This window comes from Sphingomonas montanisoli, from assembly GCF_008274695.1.
Taxonomy (GTDB): Bacteria; Pseudomonadota; Alphaproteobacteria; order Sphingomonadales; family Sphingomonadaceae; genus Rhizorhabdus; species Rhizorhabdus montanisoli.
In genome coordinates this window covers 1,004,307-1,021,421 of the sequence record NZ_VTOU01000002.1, presented here as the reverse complement: position 1 = coordinate 1,021,421, position 17,115 = coordinate 1,004,307, and the positions used below count along the sequence as shown (strand labels likewise).

At 65.8% G+C, this 17,115-nt stretch carries 15 protein-coding genes; 12 read left to right on the top strand and 3 right to left on the bottom strand.

What is annotated here, in order from left to right; translation table 11 throughout:
- Positions 1-27: 27 nt before the first annotated feature.
- Entirely contained in the window at positions 28-660 is a 633-nt protein-coding gene (locus FYJ91_RS10630) for a response regulator (protein ID WP_181008448.1), read from the bottom strand.
- A 126-nt stretch (positions 661-786) separates the two neighbouring features.
- On the opposite strand from FYJ91_RS10630, the gene FYJ91_RS10625 reads away from it, so the two are divergent.
- The 4 genes from FYJ91_RS10625 (at position 787) to FYJ91_RS10610 (ending at position 4,966) form a co-directional block, all read left to right on the top strand.
- The gene (locus FYJ91_RS10625) at positions 787-1,419 is read left to right on the top strand and encodes a response regulator transcription factor (protein ID WP_149522197.1); all 633 of its coding nucleotides are present in this window, start codon (positions 787-789) and stop codon (positions 1,417-1,419) included.
- The gene (locus tag FYJ91_RS10620; protein ID WP_246152558.1) at positions 1,416-3,908 is read left to right on the top strand and encodes a CHASE3 domain-containing protein; all 2,493 of its coding nucleotides are present in this window, start codon (positions 1,416-1,418) and stop codon (positions 3,906-3,908) included. The genes FYJ91_RS10625 and FYJ91_RS10620 overlap by 4 nt, the downstream gene beginning before the upstream one ends.
- Complete coding sequence (locus tag FYJ91_RS10615; protein ID WP_149522196.1) at positions 3,905-4,279, top strand: response regulator; 375 nt, start codon at positions 3,905-3,907, stop codon at positions 4,277-4,279. Before FYJ91_RS10620 ends, FYJ91_RS10615 begins: the two co-directional genes overlap by 4 nt.
- Positions 4,280-4,519: 240 nt before the next feature.
- Positions 4,520-4,966: a hypothetical protein gene (locus FYJ91_RS10610; protein WP_149522195.1), complete on the top strand. Its 447-nt coding sequence runs from the start codon at positions 4,520-4,522 to the stop codon at positions 4,964-4,966.
- Between the two features lie 3 nt (positions 4,967-4,969).
- On the opposite strand, the gene FYJ91_RS10605 is transcribed toward FYJ91_RS10610, so the two are convergent.
- Together FYJ91_RS10605 and FYJ91_RS10600 are read right to left on the bottom strand one after the other, a co-directional pair.
- On the bottom strand, positions 4,970-5,746 hold the full coding sequence (locus FYJ91_RS10605; RefSeq protein WP_149522194.1) for a class II aldolase/adducin family protein: 777 nt from the start codon (positions 5,744-5,746) through the stop codon (positions 4,970-4,972).
- The gene (locus tag FYJ91_RS10600; RefSeq protein ID WP_149522193.1) at positions 5,743-7,092 is read right to left on the bottom strand and encodes an MFS transporter; all 1,350 of its coding nucleotides are present in this window, start codon (positions 7,090-7,092) and stop codon (positions 5,743-5,745) included. The genes FYJ91_RS10605 and FYJ91_RS10600 overlap by 4 nt, the downstream gene beginning before the upstream one ends.
- A gap of 84 nt (positions 7,093-7,176) precedes the next feature.
- Here FYJ91_RS10600 and FYJ91_RS10595 point away from each other — a divergent pair, with 84 nt between their 5' ends.
- From FYJ91_RS10595 to FYJ91_RS10560, 8 genes are all read left to right on the top strand, one after another.
- Entirely contained in the window at positions 7,177-8,139 is a 963-nt protein-coding gene (locus FYJ91_RS10595) for a D-2-hydroxyacid dehydrogenase (RefSeq protein WP_181008447.1), read from the top strand.
- 41 nt (positions 8,140-8,180) lie between these two features.
- Complete coding sequence (locus FYJ91_RS10590; RefSeq protein WP_149522192.1) at positions 8,181-8,720, top strand: nuclear transport factor 2 family protein; 540 nt, start codon at positions 8,181-8,183, stop codon at positions 8,718-8,720.
- A 48-nt stretch (positions 8,721-8,768) separates the two neighbouring features.
- Positions 8,769-9,383 (top strand): TetR/AcrR family transcriptional regulator, encoded by a 615-nt coding sequence (locus FYJ91_RS10585; RefSeq protein WP_149522191.1) that lies wholly within the window; start codon positions 8,769-8,771, stop codon positions 9,381-9,383.
- A 395-nt stretch (positions 9,384-9,778) separates the two neighbouring features.
- Positions 9,779-10,171: a hypothetical protein gene (locus FYJ91_RS10580; RefSeq protein WP_149522190.1), complete on the top strand. Its 393-nt coding sequence runs from the start codon at positions 9,779-9,781 to the stop codon at positions 10,169-10,171.
- Entirely contained in the window at positions 10,168-11,421 is a 1,254-nt protein-coding gene (locus FYJ91_RS10575) for an efflux RND transporter periplasmic adaptor subunit (RefSeq protein WP_149522189.1), read from the top strand. The genes FYJ91_RS10580 and FYJ91_RS10575 overlap by 4 nt, the downstream gene beginning before the upstream one ends.
- Before the next feature lie 143 nt (positions 11,422-11,564).
- Complete coding sequence (locus FYJ91_RS10570; RefSeq protein WP_149522188.1) at positions 11,565-14,747, top strand: efflux RND transporter permease subunit; 3,183 nt, start codon at positions 11,565-11,567, stop codon at positions 14,745-14,747.
- 13 nt (positions 14,748-14,760) lie between these two features.
- Positions 14,761-16,206 (top strand): efflux transporter outer membrane subunit, encoded by a 1,446-nt coding sequence (locus tag FYJ91_RS10565; protein WP_149522187.1) that lies wholly within the window; start codon positions 14,761-14,763, stop codon positions 16,204-16,206.
- A gap of 200 nt (positions 16,207-16,406) precedes the next feature.
- Positions 16,407-17,012 (top strand): cysteine hydrolase family protein, encoded by a 606-nt coding sequence (locus FYJ91_RS10560; protein WP_149522186.1) that lies wholly within the window; start codon positions 16,407-16,409, stop codon positions 17,010-17,012.
- The last annotated feature ends 103 nt before the right edge of the window (positions 17,013-17,115 follow it).

The window sequence follows — 17,115 nt, the reverse complement described above, 5'->3', positions numbered from 1 at the left end:
ATGTCTGTAACAAAAATGTCATATTAACTAACCGGTGTGGCGCGCAATCGCGTCGCGGGACAAAGCGCGCACCGTTGGCCAGGCATGGTCCGCCCCATCCTGCAGCGCCAGCCAGCCCGCGCTGAGAACGCTGAGGCCCAGGGTGCCCGCGAGACCACCGATCTTGTGCCCGATCCGCGCCTTGTCGCCCCCTGCGTCGACCAGTTCGACGGCCTCTTCGAGCGAGATGTAGAAGCGATCGAACATGCTGGCCGCCTGTTCGGCACCCAACAGCGCCTCCAACGTCTGACGGGTTTTCTTCGGCGCCTTTCCGTCGTGCAGCCATTGCCGCAACGTGGCCGCAGATTCGACGATCCCGAACGGCTTGGCGAGGACCCCGTCCATCCCGGCCGCCACGAAGCGATCGGTGTCGCGTGACTTGCCGAGCGTCGTGAAGGCGATGATCGGCACCTCCGTCGCCCAGCCGCCGCGCGATCGGATCGCCGCCGTCGCCGCGTAGCCGTCGATCCCCGGCATTTCCACGTCCATCAGGATCAACGCATAGTCCTTGGCATCGAGCCGCTCGTCCAGATCGGCGGCGCTGGCCACATGTTCCAGACGATGGCCCATGGAAAGCGCGAGCGCCGACATGATCTGCGCGTAAGCGGGTTCATCGTCCACAAGGAGTATTACGGAGTTTTCCTCGGACGTTGGCATGGGCCAAGAACCTTCCTGTTAACTTATACTACGCCCCGTGGGGCGGTATCCATAAGATGCCTCCGACGCGCAATCAGAGACGAGCAAAACGTGACACTTGGACGCATCCTGATCGCCGACGATCACCCGCTGATCAACGAAGGAATTCAGATAGCGCTCCGTGTGCATCAGCCGGGCTATGTCGTGGACGTCGCCGGATCGATCGCCGACGCCGAAGTCCTGATCCAGCAGCACAATGATTACCGGCTGCTTCTGCTCGATTACGAGCTGCCCGACAGCAACGGCTTCAACGGCTTCTTCAAATTACAGCATCTGCTCGGCCGCGTACCGATCGCGATCATCTCGGCGCATGACAGCAAGCAAATCCTGTCTGCCGCGCGCGCCGTGGGCGCATCGGGCTTCATATCGAAGCGCCAGCCGCTGGACGCCATCGTCGCCGCGATCAGCATGGTGCTGCGTGGGGGAAGCTTCTTCCCGCCCGTCGACGACGGCGCCGACGAGGCCGAGCAGCTTCGCAAGCGGATCGACAGCCTGTCCAACGCGCAGCGCCGCGTGCTGATGGCGCTGGCGCATGGCGACCTGAACAAGCAGATCGCGGCGGAACTTGGCGTCACCGAGGCGACGATCAAGGCGCATCTGTCCGCGATCTTCCGCAAGCTGGGCGTCACCAATCGCACCCAGGCCATATTGATGGTCCGCCCCCTGACAGGCGCCATGCCGTGAGGAGACGCCGACAGATCCGTCCGAGTTGGCTTCAGATTTTCGCACTCGCTGCCCTCGGGCCGATGATCCTGGCGATGATGGCGGTGTGGCTGGGCGGCGAATATGGCCGCGCGGAGGATGGGCGCATCCTGACGCGCCAGTCCTACGAGCATCGCCGCGATATCGAGCAGCTCTTCTCGCTCGTGCAGGACGCCGAGACCGGGCAGCGCGGCTATATCATCAGCGGCAACCGCAGTTTCCTGAAGCCATATGAGGACGCCCGAGCTCGACTGCCCGGAGTGGTCGCGCGCATGGAACGCAGCAATCCGCACAGCGAAGGCAGGGCGGAGGAGCGCCAGCTCGCGGCGCTGATCCAGGTCAAACTCGCCGAGATGCAAGAGGTGATAGAACTGCGCGACCGCCAGGGCTTCACGATCGCGCGCGACCGGCTGTCCGAAGGCGCCGGCAAGCGGCTGATGGACGATATCCGAACACGGGTCGCTAAGCTCATCGCGGACGAAAGCCGGCTGCTGGAAGCCAATGTGCGCAAAAATGCCGAGCGCACGAGCGCAACGCAACAGCTGATCTGGCTGGCGATCGCGATCATCGCGGCAATCGTCGCCATCGCCGGCTATATGTTCGGGCAGAATCGGCGCCTGCGCAACGAACTCGCGCTCGACGCCGCCGATGCCGCCGCGCGCCAGCACGCGATCTTCAACAGCGTCAGCGACGCGATCATCCTGATCAATCCCAGCGGCAGTATCGAGACGATCAATCCGGCAGCGGAAACGATCTTCGGCTATCGCACCGAAAACCTCCTGCGCCGCGACATATCGACGCTGGTCGAACTGGCGCCCGGCGAAGGCAGTTTCCTGGACCGGGTCGGCTATCGCGAGGGCACGCTCGACCATCCTGCGCGGATGGATCTGGTGGGGCATTGCGCTAACGGCAACACGATCGCGCTCGATGTCGTGCTGAGCGTCATGCCGCTGCCCGACGGGGTCCACATCGTCGCCGCCCTCCGCGACGCATCGGCCCGCAAGCAGGTCGAGCGGCTGAAGGACGAGTTCATATCGACCGTCAGCCACGAACTGCGTACACCGCTGACCTCGGTGCTCGGCTCGCTCAGCCTGCTGCGCGGCGGCGCGGCGGGCGATCTGCCGCCCCCTGCCCAACGGCTTGCGGAGATCGCGGAGAACAATTGCCAGCGGCTGATCCGGCTGATCAACGACATCCTCGACATCGATCAACTGCGCACCGGCAAGCTCGCCTTCGATCAGGTGACGATCGATCTGCGCGATGTCGCGATCCGCGCCACCCAGGCGATGAACGGCCTGGCCGATCGTAAGCAGATCGACATCGCGCAGCATCTGACCGATGCGCCGGCGATGGTGCACGCCGATGTGGAGCGGCTCATCCAGGTCACGACCAACCTGTTATCCAACGCGATCAAATATTCGCCCGACGGATCGACGATCGACATCGAGATCGTCGACGAGACAGACCGCTATGTCGTCCGGATCACCGACAAGGGGCCGGGCATCGCGCCCGAATTCGCACCCCACATCTTCGGCCGCTTCGCCCAGGGCGCACAGCCTGAGGCGAAGATGATCGCGGGCACCGGCCTCGGCCTCGCCATCTCGCGGGAAATCGTCCACACGCACGGCGGCGAAATCTGGTTCGAGAACGTCGAGGGTGCAGGCGCGTGCTTCGGCTTCTCGGTCCCCTATCTCGCCAATCCGGCCGATCGCGCACGCAACCGTTTCTACCGCATCCTCGTGTGCGAGGACGATGCCGATGTCGGCGAAACGGTGCGCACGATGCTGGCCAGCAAGGGCTATGACAGCGATCTGGCGCCCAGCGTGCAGGAGGCCGCTAGCCTGGCGCGCAACTATCGCTATGACGTCATCCTGCTCGACATGACCCTGTCAGATTCCGACGGCGCCGACGTGCTGCGCGCGCTTCATACCGGGCCGAATGATGGGACGCGCCGCCAGCCCGTCATCGTCATCTCCGGCGCGCCGCCGAGCCGCGAGGTCGAGGATATTCCGAGCGCAGAGATCATCGACTGGCTGCGCAAGCCCTTCGACACCAATCGTCTGATCCACGCGGTCGAACGTGCGCTCGACCGGGCGGGCCGCGATCTGCCGCTGGTCCTGCACGTCGACGACGATGGCGATACCCGCGAACTGTTCGTCCGTGCGATGGCCGGGCATGGCCGCGTCATCACCGCGCACAGCATCGACGAGGCGACCGGGCTGCTCGAACGTTATCCGCCCGATCTGGTCGTGCTCGACCTCGGCCTTCCCGACGGCAACGGCGCCAGCATGCTGCCCAAGCTCGTCGATGGGGCCGGGAATAGCCTGCCGATCGTCGTCTATACCGCGCAGGACGTCGACGATCGCGTGCGCGGCAATGTCGACGCTGTCCTCGTCAAATCGCGCCGATCGCTGCCCGATCTGGTGGCCGCGGTGAACGAGATATTGGAAAAGCGGAGGGAGGCCGCATGACATCGATCCTTTATGTCGACGACGAACCGGACATCCGGCTGATCGTCGAGATGTCGTTGAAGCTGAAGCCCGGCCTGGACGTCCGCACGGCGGAATCGGGCGAACAGGCGCTGGCGATCCTGATCGACGAAGGATGGCGCCCCGATCTTGCGATGATCGACGTGATGATGCCGGGGCTGACCGGGCCGGACGTGCTGGCGCGGCTGAAAGCCAATCCCGACACCGCCGACTTGCCCGTCATCTTCGTAACGGCGCGCGCGCGGCCGCAGGACATCGACGATTATATCGCGCAGGGCGCCAAGGGCGTCATCACCAAACCTTTCGATCCGATCGGCCTAGGCGATCAGGTGCTGGGGCTGATCCCGGCTTAACGCGCGAGCATTCCCATTCCTCCCCCGCCGGGGGCACGTGGCGCCAAAGGCGACGAAGGGCAAGATCGCGGCGATGACGCCGTCCTTCTCGGCAGCGTGTTGGCGGTTAGACCGGCACGGCAACGATCGGCATATCGGCCTGAAATCCCCTCCGTAAACCCCCGTAGTCGCGCGACTTTGGTCGAACTGAAAGCCCTTCGGTAAGGTTTCAGTTACCCTGGCCTCCCAAGGCTTCCCATCATGGAAGCAAGGGGCGCTCTCGAACTGCTGGCGGAGCATCAGCGCAAGATCCTCGGCATCATGGAAGGTGCCGAGCAAATACTGCTGCATGGATCGGCGAGCGACAGCTATTCGATGAGCCAGAAGCGCTGGGAATTGCTGCGCGCCATGACCAGCTATCAATATTACAAACATGCCGAGGTTCTGGACCCGATGATCGCGCGCGGAATGCCCGATCAGATCAAAGCCGCGAAGGAACTCAAGGCCCGCTGCATCAAGCTGGGCGACGAGTTTCGCGCTTATGTCGCACGCTGGACCCAGAGCGGAGTGTGCGACTGGGCCACATACAAGCCCGAGGCGCTGAACCTGATCAAGATGATACGGCTGCACATGGCCAGAGAGGCGCGCGCGATGGCGATGCTGATGGGCGAGAGCAGCTATGCCCGGCCGATGGCGCTGGCCGTCTGAGCATCAGTTCCGGTAACTGCCATCCTCGCGATCGAGCAGGCGCAGCGCCGCCGCCCATTCGAGCTTCGCGCCGGTGTAGCTGCCCATGCCGTCGGGATCGTTGGCAAGCTTGTAGATGCGCTTGCTCTCCTCGATCGCCTCCTCGCTCACGGCGTGGATCGGCGTACCGCAGGCCATAGTGTCGATCTGCATCCGGCACGCGGTCTCGAGGCTCCACAGGTTAACGTAGCATTGGGCGACATCGCGCCCACCCGCGATCAGGCCGTGGTTACGCAGGATCATGTTGTTGGCGGTGCCGAGATTGGCGATCAGCCGATCGCGCTCCTCCATGCGAAAGGCCGGGCCTTCATAATCGTGATAGCCAAGGTCGCCCGCGAAACGCAGCGCGTTCTGGTTGATGGGCAGCAGCCCGCATTCGAGGCTGGACACGGCGACGCCAGCGCGGGTGTGCGTATGGGCGACGCAGTGGAGATCGGGACGCGCGCCGTGGATCGCACTGTGGATCACCAGCCCCGCATAGTTGATGCCATAATCGTGCGGCGGCGGGAGGAGGATGGTGCCATCGAGATCGATCTTCACGAGGCTCGACGCGGTCATCTCCGAATAATCCAGGCCGAAGGCGTTGATCAGGAAAGCCCCCTCCTCGCCCGGCACCTTGAGCGTGACATGGTTATAGATCATGTCGGTCATGCCGAGCCGGTGGATGATGCGATAGAAAGCCGCGAGTTCGACCCGCGCCGCCCATTCGGCCTCGCTCACCTGTGCCTGAATGTCGCTCATTCGCCGCTCTTCCGTACCGAGTCCATGGCCCGCGCCGCTGAGCGGAACCCCGCAAGATAGATCAGCACACAGATCGGCGCGGTCACGCCGCACACGATCGCGACCGACAGGCCGACCTTGGCCGGATCGACGAACACATGGTCCGTCAGCATCGCCACGCTCCAGGGGCCGAGGATCATGCCGACCAGCGACGCCGCCAGGTTCATGATCGCGATCATGCGTCCACGATAGGCCCGCGGGGTGCCGGCCTGCACCCCCGCGATCATCGCCGTCGTGAACGGGATCGCCATATGGAACAGGCCGAGACAGATCATCACGACCGTCAGGCTCGGCGCGAAGGCAAAAGCGATCACCGCCATCGCCCCGCTGACCACCGCGCTCGCGATCAGATAGGAATAGGTGGCGTTGCGCAGGTTGCGCGCGGTGAGCCAGTCGATCAGGACGCCCGAACCCGCAAAGCCGACGATGCCCGCGAAAAGCTGCACCAGGCCCAGGGTCAGCCCGATCTCACGCGGATCGAGCCCCAACGCACGCGACAAATAGGCCGGCGTCCAGTTGGTGACGGCATAAGCAAGGATACCCAGTCCACCCGTCCCGACGACAAGGGTCGATACGAACAGCCGGTTGGCCGAGAGCCAGCTCCCGAAACCCGCCTCCGTCCCGCCCTGCGACGGAGGTGCCATGTGCCGCGTCTCGGGCGCGAGGAAGATGAGGAATGCCGCGAGAATGCCGGGAACGCCGAAGCTGAGGAAGACGAGCTGCCACGGCTGCACCGTGCCAATCAGCGGCAACGTCACCATGCCGGCCTGTTCGGCCCAAGCGACGACCAGACCACCCGCCAGCACGGCGGAACCGCCGCCGATCGCCCCGCCCGTCGCCAGCACGCCCGTCGCCGCCGCAAGCTGCCGCCGGGGGAAGAGATCGGCGAGCATGGTGTAGGCCGCGGGCGCCAGGGCCGCCTCCCCCACGCCGACGCAGAAGCGCGCGAGGAAGAGTTCGCCAAAGCTGCTCGCAAGGCCGCCCGCCGCCGTCGCGAAGGACCAGGCGGTGATGCCGCAATAGATGATCCAGCGCCGCGAGAAGCGATCCGCCAGCCAGCCGAGCGGCAACCCCGCAATCGAGAAACACAAGGCGAAGGCGAGCCCCTGGAGCAGGCTGACCTGCACGTCGCTGATCAACAGGCTGCGCTTGATCGGATCGATCAGAAGCACCAGCACCATTCGATCGACATAGGACAGGATCGTGAAGACCAGCAGGATGCCGAGCGTGAGGATCGCGCGCGGGTGGCGCGTCTGCAGCCCCGGATGTCCGGAAAACTCACTCTCGCTTGCTGCCGCCAACACCATCCCCGATATCCTCGCTTGTATTTGAGATAACTCTATCGGCTAGAGTGGCGCTGTCCACATTCGGAAGAGATGGGGAGAGGAAAAATGGGCGAAATCACCAAGCCCCTGATCGTCGGCCTGCCGGCTTTCGTGCGTCATGATATCGAAGGGCGATTGCCCGTCGGGGTCGAGGTGCGCTTCTTCGACAGCGTTGAGGACAATTTCGAAGGCGCTCCCCACGTCGACGTCGCCTGGTTCGATCATCGCGCGCAACAGCGGACCATGAACGTCTTCGCGAAGGCCGATCGGCTGCGCTGGACGCACGTGATCGGTGCAGGGATCGAGCATCTGCCGCTCGATACGTTGCGGGCGAACAATGTGCGACTGACCAACGGCGCAGGGATCAACGCGTCGGTCGTCGCCGAATATGCGGTAATGGGCGTGCTGGTGGGCGCGAAGCGCTTCGACGAGGTGGTGCGCGCGCATGACCGCGCCGAATGGCTACCCGACTCGCCGGGCAAGATCGAGCTGGAAGGCGCCCGCGCGCTCGTCGTCGGGCTCGGCCATATCGGCGCCAAGATCGCCGATCGGCTCCGCGCGTTCGAGATGCGGGTCGACGCGGTCCGCAACACTCCACGCCCGGGTGACGGCACGATGGGGCCGCACGAGTGGCAGGACAAAGCCGGCGACTATGACTTCATCGTCATCGCCGCGCCCTCGACCGACGAGACCAGGGCTTTGGTCGATGCCGCCGTGATCGCGCGGATGAAGCCGACCGCGTGGCTGGTGAACATCGCGCGCGGTCCCTTGATCGATCGCGAGCCACTGATCGAGGCGTTGCGCGAAGGGCGGATCGGCGGCGCCTTCCTCGACGTCACCGACCCCGAACCGCTGACCCCAGACGATCCGCTGTGGAAGGCGCCGAACGCGATCGTGACGATGCACCTGTCCGGTCGGGCGCAGACCGGATTGTTCCGCCGCGCCGCCGACCTGTTCCTGCGCAATCTGAACGCTTTCCTGGAAGGTCGGCCGCTCGAAAACGAGATCGATCTTTCGAAGGGATATTAAGTGGATCGAACTGGTGCGCTGGACCTGGCAGGAGAGGACATATGGAAGAGATCAGCCGACGTCATGTCGTGGCCCTCGGCGGCGCCGTGGTGGTCGCCGCCGCGCTGCCCGCCACAGTGTTGGCAGCGCCCAAGAAGCCACTGACCATCACCGAGCGGCTCGACCGCGTCGAATCACGCACCGAGATCAGTGAGTTGCGATCACGCTACGCGCGCTTCGCGGTGAATGGCGACTATCGGGGCGTCGCGGGCCTCTTCACCGAGGATTGCGTGTTCGACGGCCCTGCGGGGCCGGGCAAGCGCGCCGTGGTGAAGGGTCGGGACAATCTCGCCGCGTTCCTTGCACCGTCGATCGGCAAGCGCGGTGCCGTCTATCCCCTGATCCACAACGAGATCATCGAAGTCGACGGCGAGCGTGCGACCGGATGGTGCATGATGGAAAGCCCGACCGCCCCTGGATTCGGCCATATCGTATGCGAGTATCACGACAAGTTCGCACGCATCGATGGGCGCTGGTATTTTACCAGCCGTACGATGTATCTGTTTCTGCCGACCTATGAAGAGCGGCCGGCCAGCGCCTGACGCCAGGCACTGGACGAACCCACAGAGGATACTTATATACCGACCGTTATGGAAACCGTTCTGGCACCTCCGCCCACCAAGGGCCGCCCGAGGGAGTTCTGCTGCGAAGCTGCGCTCGGTGCTGCATTGCGCGTCTTCTGGTCGAAGGGTTTCGACGGCGCGTCGATGGCCGACCTGACCGACGCGATGGGAATCAGCAAGCCGAGTCTCTATGCGGCGTTCGGCAATAAGGAAGCCCTGTTTCACAAGGCTCTCGACCTCTACGAGCGCGAGAAGCTGGCCTATGTCGGGCAGGCTCTCGAGGCGCAGACCGCGCGCGGTGTCGCCGAACGGCTGCTGCGCGGTGCGCTTGCGATGCAGAATAGCGGAAACGATCCGGCAGGTTGCCTGGGCGTGATCGCAAGTGTCGCGTGCAGTGCGCAGGCCGAGTCGATCCGCGCCGACGTTACCCAGCGCACCGCGTCGATCCACACCGCCCTGGTCGATCGCTTCGCCCGTGCGTGCGATGAGGGCGATCTGCCCGAAGGCACCGATCCGGAAGCGCTCGCGCGCCTTCTCAGCTCGATCACGCAGGGCATGGCCGTGCAGGCGAGTTCGGGCGCGACGCCCGAACAGCTCAGCCAGCTGGTCGACACCGCTCTGGCGATCTGGCCGGGACGCTAACCCGATTTAATCCTCCCCCGCCAGAGGGAGGTGGCGCCGAAGTCGACGGAGGGGAGGTCACGAGACCTCCAGTTTTCCGCCGCCCTCCCCCTCCGTCAGCTTGCGCTGACACCTTCCCCTAGCGGGGGATGATTAAATGCCTCCGCCGGAATAACGGTCATTCCGTAGCCGCCAAAATCCCCCCTTTACCGAAACATACCAATCGGTATAAAAAGTCCTTGACGCGGTGCAGCGTCTATTTATATACCGATTGGTACGGAACGAGGTGACGGAGCGATTAAGTCGCGGCCATCGCCCCGATCCCCAGTCTGCTTTGACACACATGATCCGAAGTACCGGCGCGCGAGACAGTGTTTCGTCGGACGGATGGTCAAGTCCAATCGAGGGAGGTCACGATGGCCTATATGAACTTCAGCGATGCCCTGCCGCTCGCGGCGAACCTGGCGCCGGCCCGCACCGAAACCGTCGCGACCGCGCGGTTCACCGGGCTCGAATGGTCGGTCATCGCGCTCGCCCGCCAGGACGGGCTCGACAGCCTGGAAGAACCCGGCCGTCTATCGCGCCTGCTGGGCCTCCTCTTCGGCTTCGGTTCGAACCGCAAGCTCGCCGACGCCAAGCTCGAAACGCTGCGCCGCCTGGCCGTCCACGGCTGGCGCGACGGGCACCGCCTGTCGCCCGAAGCACAGGCCGAGGCGCGCCGCGTCGGCTACACCCCCGATCATGTCGAGCTGATGCTCTCCCGGATCGCTCCCTATCGCATCGGCCGCGGCCGTGAGGTGCTCGCATGAACGCTCCTACCCACATCACCCCGCCCGAGACGGTAGCGGACGCGCCCGAAAAGCGCCCGCTGCCGATCCGGCTCGTCATCGGCGCTGCAGCGGTCCTGATCGCAGCGATCGCATGGTTCCTCTTCCACCGCGGCCAGCCCGCGATGGCGATGCCCACCCCGGTCGTCACCGTCGCTAGCCCGATCGCGCGCGAAGTCACCGAATGGGACAGCTATGTCGGCCGCTTCGCCGCCAGCCAGTCGGTCGAGGTGCGCCCGCGCGTCGCGGGGCAGATCGTCGCCCGTCACTTCACGGACGGCGATACGGTCCGCAAGGGCGCCGCGCTTTTCACGATCGATCCGCGTCCCTTCACGGCCGCGCTTGCCGAGGCTCGCGCCGCAGCGGCCAGCGCCCGCTCCACGCTCGCGCTCGCCCGCGCCGACCTTGCCCGCGCCGATCGGCTGAAGGGGGACGAGGCGTTGTCGACCGGCGAGCTGGACGGGCTGCGTGCCCGTGTCCAGGCGGCCGAAGCCGGCCTTGCCGGCGCCGACGCCCGCATCCGCGCCCGCGCGCTCGATGTCGAGTTCACGGTCGTTCGCGCGCCGATCACCGGCCGCGTCTCCGATCGCCGCGTCGACATCGGCAATCTCGTCGCGGGCGGCGAAGGCGGTGCTGCGACCCTGCTCACCACGATCAACGCGCTCGATCCGATCTATTTTGGCTTCGATGCGTCGGAAGCCCTGTTCCTCAAGGCGCAGCGCCATCGCCAGGCCGGCGCCCCCGCCCCCACCGTGGAAGTGCGTCTGCAGGACGAGCCCGACTATCGCTGGAAGGGCAAGATCAACTTCACCGACAACGGCCTCGACAACCGTTCGGGCACGATCCGGGGCCGCGCGGTCCTCGACAATCCCAAGGGTTTCCTGACGCCGGGGATGTTTGGCAACATGCGCCTCGCCAATGCCGACAAGGTTCGCGCGCTGCTGGTGCCCGACGCCGCCGTCCAGACCGATCAGGCACGCAAGATCCTGTTCGTCGTCGCCAAGGACGGGACGATCGCCGCCAAGCCGGTGGTGCTCGGTCCGGTCGTCGACGGGCTGCGCGTGATCCGATCGGGCGCCGACCTGCGCGACCGCGTCGTCATCGAAGGAATGCAGTCGGTGATGCCCGGCGCCAAGGTGGACGTGAAACCCGGCCGCTTCGCCCCGGACAAGGAGGCCGCACCCGCCGCGATCTCCGCCCCGGCGTCGGCCCAGGCCACGTTCGCCCGATAGCTTTGATCTAAACCCACGCCGTCATTCCCGCGAAGGCGGGAACCCATCCAGTCTCTCCGCGAGAGACTACACTGGATAGGCCCACGCCTGCGCGGGGGTGACGGTAGAGCTTTGAACCACTCCGTTCACAGGAGACGGCCCCCATGCGCCTGTCCCGCTTCTTCATCGACCGGCCGATCTTCGCCGGGGTCATTGCGATCGTCATCACCCTGATCGGCGCGATCGCCTATTTCACGCTGCCGATCGCGCAATATCCGGATGTCGTGCCGCCGACCGTGACGGTCAGCGCCACCTATCCGGGCGCGTCGGCCGAAACCGTCGCCGAAACGGTCGCTGCTCCGATCGAGCAGGAGATCAACGGCGTCGACAACATGCTCTACCTCCAGTCGCACTCGACCGGCGACGGGCGGCTGACGATCACCGTCACCTTCAAGCTGGGCACCGATCTCGATGCCGCGCAGGTGCTGGTGCAGAACCGCGTCGCGGTCGCCACACCGCGCCTGCCGGAAAGCGTCCAGCGGCTGGGTATCGTCACGCGCAAGACGTCTCCCGACTTCCTGATGGTCGTGAACCTGATCTCGCCCGACAACAGCCTTGATCGCGGCTACATCTCCAACTACGCGCTGACCCAGGTCCGTGATCGGCTGAGCCGCATCGGCGGCGTGGGCGACGTGCGCCTGTTCGGTTCGCGCGATTATGCGATGCGGGTCTGGATCGATCCGGGCCGCGCCGCGGCACTCGATCTGACCGCCGGCGAGATCGTCGCGGCCCTGCGCGCGCAGAATGTGCAGGTCGCCGCCGGCACGATCGGCCAGCCGCCTTACGACACCGGCGCCGCCTTCCAGATGAATGTCGAGACGCAGGGCCGCCTGACCGATCCGGCGCAGTTCGCCGATATCGTGATCCGCACCGATCCCGACGGCCGCCAGGTCCGCGTCAAGGACGTCGGACGGGTCGAACTGGGCGCCGAGGACTATAACAGCAACACGTATTTCAGCGGCAAGCCGACCGTCGTGCTGGGCGTGTTCCAGCGCCCCGGCACCAATGCGCTCGCCGCCGCCGAAGAGGTGAACGCCGCGATGGACGATATGGCGAAGTCCTTCCCCAAGGGCTTGGAATATCGCGTCATCTACAACCCCACCGAGTTCATCGCCCAGTCGATCGACGCGGTCTATGACACGCTGATCGAGGCCGTGATCCTGGTCGTCCTGGTCATCCTGATCTTCCTGCAGAGCTGGCGCGCGGCGATCATTCCGGTGATCGCGATCCCGGTGTCGCTGATCGGCACCTTCGCGGTGCTGGCGGGGGTGGGTTACTCGTTGAACAGCCTGTCGCTGTTCGGGCTGGTGCTGGCGATCGGCATCGTCGTCGACGACGCGATCGTCGTGGTCGAAAATGTCGAACGCAATCTGGAGCGCGGGCTGTCCCCCAAGGAGGCCGCCCGCGTCTCGATGGACGAGGTTTCGACTGCCCTCGTCGCGATCGTGCTGGTGCTATGCGCGGTGTTCATCCCAACCCTGTTCCTCACGGGCATCTCCGGCGCCTTCTACAGCCAGTTCGCGGTGACGATCTCGACCTCGACCGTCATCTCGCTGATCCTGTCGCTGACGCTGTCGCCTGCGCTCGCCGCGATCCTCCTCAAGGCCAAGCATGGCACTGAGGATGGCCCGCGCTGGCGCCGCGTGATCGCCAAGGCCGGTGATCGCTTCAACCGCGGCTTCGAGCGGATGTCGGAGCGTTATGCCGGTGCGACCCGCTGGCTGATCAACCGACCGCGTAAGGTGCTGTCGGGCTATGGCTTGCTGGTCGCAGCGACGGTGGCTCTGTTCTGGTCGACCCCGACCGGCTTCATCCCCGCGCAGGATCAGGGCTATTTCCTGACCGTCATCCAGCTACCCGCCGGCTCCTCGCTCGAACGCACCGACGCGATGATGCGCAAGGTCGCCGAACGCATCCTGCCGATCCCCGGCATCAAGGGTTCGGTGATGCTCGCCGGCCTCGACGGCCCGTCGCAGACGCTGCAGCCCAACGCCGCCGCCGCTTACTTCCCGCTCGACAGCTTTGCTGACCGATCGAAGCTGGAACATGGCGACTTCAAGGCGATCTATGCCGAGGCCCAGAAGCGTGTCGCCGACATCAATGGCGCGCGCCTGATCTTCCTGCCGCCGCCGCTGATCCAGGGGATCGGCAATGGCGGCGACTATGCGATGGCGCTGCAGGATCGTTCGAGCCAGGGCTATGCCAACCTCGCCAACACCACCTATGGTCTGGCGGGCAAGGCGAACCAGACCGAGCATCTGTCGATGGTCTACACGCTCTTCGAAAGCGCGACGCCGCGCATCTTCGCCGACGTCGATCGCGCCAAATCGGACATGCTGGGCGTGCCGCCGGAGAAGATTTTCGAAGCGCTGCAGGTCTATCTGGGCTCGGCCTTCGTCAACGACTTCAACCTGCTCGGCCGCACATATCGCGTGACCGCGCAGGCCGATGCGCCCTTCCGCACCAGCACCGCCGATATCGCCAACCTCAAGACGCGGTCGGCAGCAGGCGGGATGGTGCCGGTCGGTTCGGTCGCAAAGTTCGAGGACAAGACCGGCCCGTGGCGCGTGACCCGCTACAACCTCTATCCCGCCGCGATCGTCGCGGGGAACGTGCCGCAAGGGAGTTCGTCGGGCCAGTCGCTGGTGGCGATGGAAAAGCTGGCGGATGCCTCGCTGCCCAAGGGCTACACGCATGAGTGGACCGACATCGCCTATCAGCAGAAGATGGTCGGCAACACCGCCGGCATCGTTTTCGGCATGGCAGTGGTGTTCGTCTTCCTGGTGCTGGCCGCGCAATATGAAAGCGTGGCCCTGCCCTTCGCGATCATCCTGATCGTGCCGATGACTCTGCTTGCCGCGATGATCGGCGTGAACCTGCGGGGCATGGATAACAACATCCTGACCCAGATCGGCCTGATCGTGCTGATAGCTTTGGCCGCCAAGAACGCGATCCTGATCGTCGAGTTCGCGCGGCAGGGCGAGCAGGAGGGGCTGAGCCCAGCCAAGGCGGCGGTGCAGGCTGCGCAAATGCGTCTGCGGCCGATCCTGATGACCAGCTTCGCCTTCATCCTGGGCGCAGTTCCGCTGGTCATCGCCGAAGGCGCGGGTGCGGAGCTTCGTCAGGCTTTGGGCACGGCGGTCTTCTTCGGGATGATCGGCGTCACCGCCTTCGGCCTGATCTTCACGCCGACCTTCTATGTCGTCACCCGCGCTGCAGCCGATCGGCTGAGCGCATGGCGGGGTCGGGGCAAGGGTAACGACCCCGCGCTCCAGCCCGCCGAATAAGGAGTATCGAACGATGCGCCTCATCCACGCACTTCTCGCAGCCAGCGCCCTTGTGGGAACCGCCGCTCAGGCGGTCGGCCCGAACTATAAGGCGCCCACCGTCAGCCCCAGCGCCGAGGCCCCCTTCCTCGGCGCTACCTCCTCCACCACGGTCTCGGCAAACCCTGCGGCCGAGCAGTGGTGGAGGCTTTACGACGATCCCGTGCTCGACCGGCTGATCGCCGATGCGCTTGCCGCCAATACCGATGTGCGCGTCGCGGTCGCCCGGATCGAAAAGGCGCGCGCCGCCCTGCGCGGAGCCGCCAACGGACGTCTGCCGCAGACGGGTATCGATGCGAGCAGCCAATATGGCCAGGTGTCGCAGATCGCCGCCCCTCCGGGCATCGATCGCGAAGGCTGGCGGATCGATGCTGGGCTAAGCGTCTCCTACGAGGTCGACCTGTTCGGGCGCGTCAGCCGTGGAGTCGAGGCGGCAAAGGGTGACCTTGCCGCCGCCGCCTTCGATGCGGATGCGGTGCGCGTCGCGGTCGCCGCCGATACGGCGCGCGCCTATCTCGACGCGGCCTCGGCTGCCGAACGGATCGGTGTGGCAGAGCGGATCGTGAAGCTGCTCGACGACAGCACCCGCATCACCAACGGCCGCTTCGAGGCGGGTCGCGCGACCCGGCTCGACGTCATCCGCGTTCAGGCGCTGCGCGACCAGCGCAAGGCCGACATTCCCGCCTTGCTCGCCGAGCGCGAGAATGCGCTGTTCCGCCTCGCGACGCTCACCGGCCGGGCCCCGCGCGACCTGCCGACCGATGCGGGTAAGCGCACCACGATCCCGCGCCTCGCCAGCCCGGTGCCGGTGGGCGACGGGCACGACCTGCTCGCGCGTCGCCCCGACGTGCGCGCCGCCGAACGCCGCCTGGCGGCGGACACCGCGCGGATCGGCGTGGCGACCGCCGATCTCTATCCGCGCATCTCGCTGGGCGGCGGGATCGGGCAGACGAGCACCGGCCTCGGCAACCTGTTCGGCGGCGGGCCGCTCAACTGGTTCCTCGGTCCGTTGATCAATTGGGCCTTCCCGAACCAGGAGCCGGTGCGCGCGCGGATCGCGGCGTCGAAAGCGGACGCGAAAGCGTCGCTTGCAAGCTTCGACGGCACGGTGCTGACCGCGCTGCGCGAGACGGAGACGGCGCTGTCTGCCTACCAACGCGAACTCCAGCGCCGCGACGCTCTCCAGGCCGCGCGCGATGAATCGGCCGCCGTCGCCCGGATCAGCGCCGCCCGCCAGCGCGAGGGGCAGATCGACTATCTTGCCTCGCTCGACGCGCAGCGCACCTTCGCGGATTCCGAAGCTGCCCTGGCCTCCTCCGATGCCCGCATCGCGACCGCGCAGATCGCGCTGTTCCGCGCGCTGGGCGGCGGCTGGCAGCAGGCACCGGCGGTGGCGGACGCGAAGGTGGCGTCCAAATAAATCCTCCCCCGGAGGGGGAGGGGGACCGGCGCAGCCGGTGGAGGGGTATTCGCCACAAGCGGCTCGCTGCCGGCCAATACCCCTCCGTCAGTCCTGCGGACTGCCACCTCCCCCTCCGGGGGAGGATCGTTGACGTCCGCCTGTTCGGAAATCGCCCTCCCCCACTTGGCGCTCCCATCGAGCCGCGCCACCGTACAACCATGAGCATCACCATCACTGGCCGCGCCGCCCTCCTCATCTCCGAAATGCAGCGCGGCGTGATCGAGGCCGGGGGCACGTTCAACGCGCTTGCGGGCCAGGTCGCCGAACGCGGCATCACCCCGCGCATCGCCGATCTCGCGGCGGCCTTCCGCGCCGCCGGCCTGCCGGTGATCCACCTCCCCGCAACCCATCGTCCCGACTTCGCCGACGCGCCCGCCAACACGCTGATCGCGGCGCTCGCGCGCAAGCATAAGCAGATGGTGCTGGGCACCGAAGCGGTCGAGTTCGTCGACGAACTCCAGCCGGTCGAGGGCGACTTCTCGATCCCGCGCACCGCGGGCATGGTTCCGTTTCACGGCACGACGCTCGACCTCACCCTGCGCCGGATGAAGATCGAGACAGTAGTGCTGACGGGCGTTTCGACCAACCTCGCCATCCCCGGCGCCGCGATCGCGGGTTCGGACCTGGGCTATAATATCGTCGTGGTCGAGGACTGCATCGCTGGTTCGGATGCCGATACGCATCGCGTGATCGTCGAGAACCAGCTTCGCATGGTGGCGCGGATCGCCAGCGCCGAAGAGGTGAAGACGGCGATCGCCTCTTAATCCTCCCCCGCCAGGGGGAGGTGTCAGCGCAAGCTGACGGAGGGGGAGGACGGCAGCCAACTCATTTGAGTCGCAACCTCCCCCTCCGTCGCCTTCGGCGCCA

What these genes read in the sequence shown, in the direction of transcription:
- FYJ91_RS10615 (WP_149522196.1), top strand. Translation starts at nt 3,905, where the DNA reads ATGACATCGATCCTTTATGTCGACGACGAACCGGACATCCGGCTGATC.
- FYJ91_RS10610 (WP_149522195.1), top strand. Translation starts at nt 4,520, where the DNA reads ATGGAAGCAAGGGGCGCTCTCGAACTGCTGGCGGAGCATCAGCGCAAG.
- FYJ91_RS10605 (WP_149522194.1), bottom strand. Translation starts at nt 5,746, where the DNA reads ATGAGCGACATTCAGGCACAGGTGAGCGAGGCCGAATGGGCGGCGCGG.
- FYJ91_RS10600 (WP_149522193.1), bottom strand. Translation starts at nt 7,092, where the DNA reads ATGGTGTTGGCGGCAGCAAGCGAGAGTGAGTTTTCCGGACATCCGGGG.
- FYJ91_RS10595 (WP_181008447.1), top strand. Translation starts at nt 7,177, where the DNA reads ATGGGCGAAATCACCAAGCCCCTGATCGTCGGCCTGCCGGCTTTCGTG.
- FYJ91_RS10590 (WP_149522192.1), top strand. Translation starts at nt 8,181, where the DNA reads ATGGAAGAGATCAGCCGACGTCATGTCGTGGCCCTCGGCGGCGCCGTG.
- FYJ91_RS10585 (WP_149522191.1), top strand. Translation starts at nt 8,769, where the DNA reads ATGGAAACCGTTCTGGCACCTCCGCCCACCAAGGGCCGCCCGAGGGAG.
- FYJ91_RS10580 (WP_149522190.1), top strand. Translation starts at nt 9,779, where the DNA reads ATGGCCTATATGAACTTCAGCGATGCCCTGCCGCTCGCGGCGAACCTG.
- FYJ91_RS10575 (WP_149522189.1), top strand. Translation starts at nt 10,168, where the DNA reads ATGAACGCTCCTACCCACATCACCCCGCCCGAGACGGTAGCGGACGCG.
- FYJ91_RS10570 (WP_149522188.1), top strand. Translation starts at nt 11,565, where the DNA reads ATGCGCCTGTCCCGCTTCTTCATCGACCGGCCGATCTTCGCCGGGGTC.
- FYJ91_RS10565 (WP_149522187.1), top strand. Translation starts at nt 14,761, where the DNA reads ATGCGCCTCATCCACGCACTTCTCGCAGCCAGCGCCCTTGTGGGAACC.
- FYJ91_RS10560 (WP_149522186.1), top strand. Translation starts at nt 16,407, where the DNA reads ATGAGCATCACCATCACTGGCCGCGCCGCCCTCCTCATCTCCGAAATG.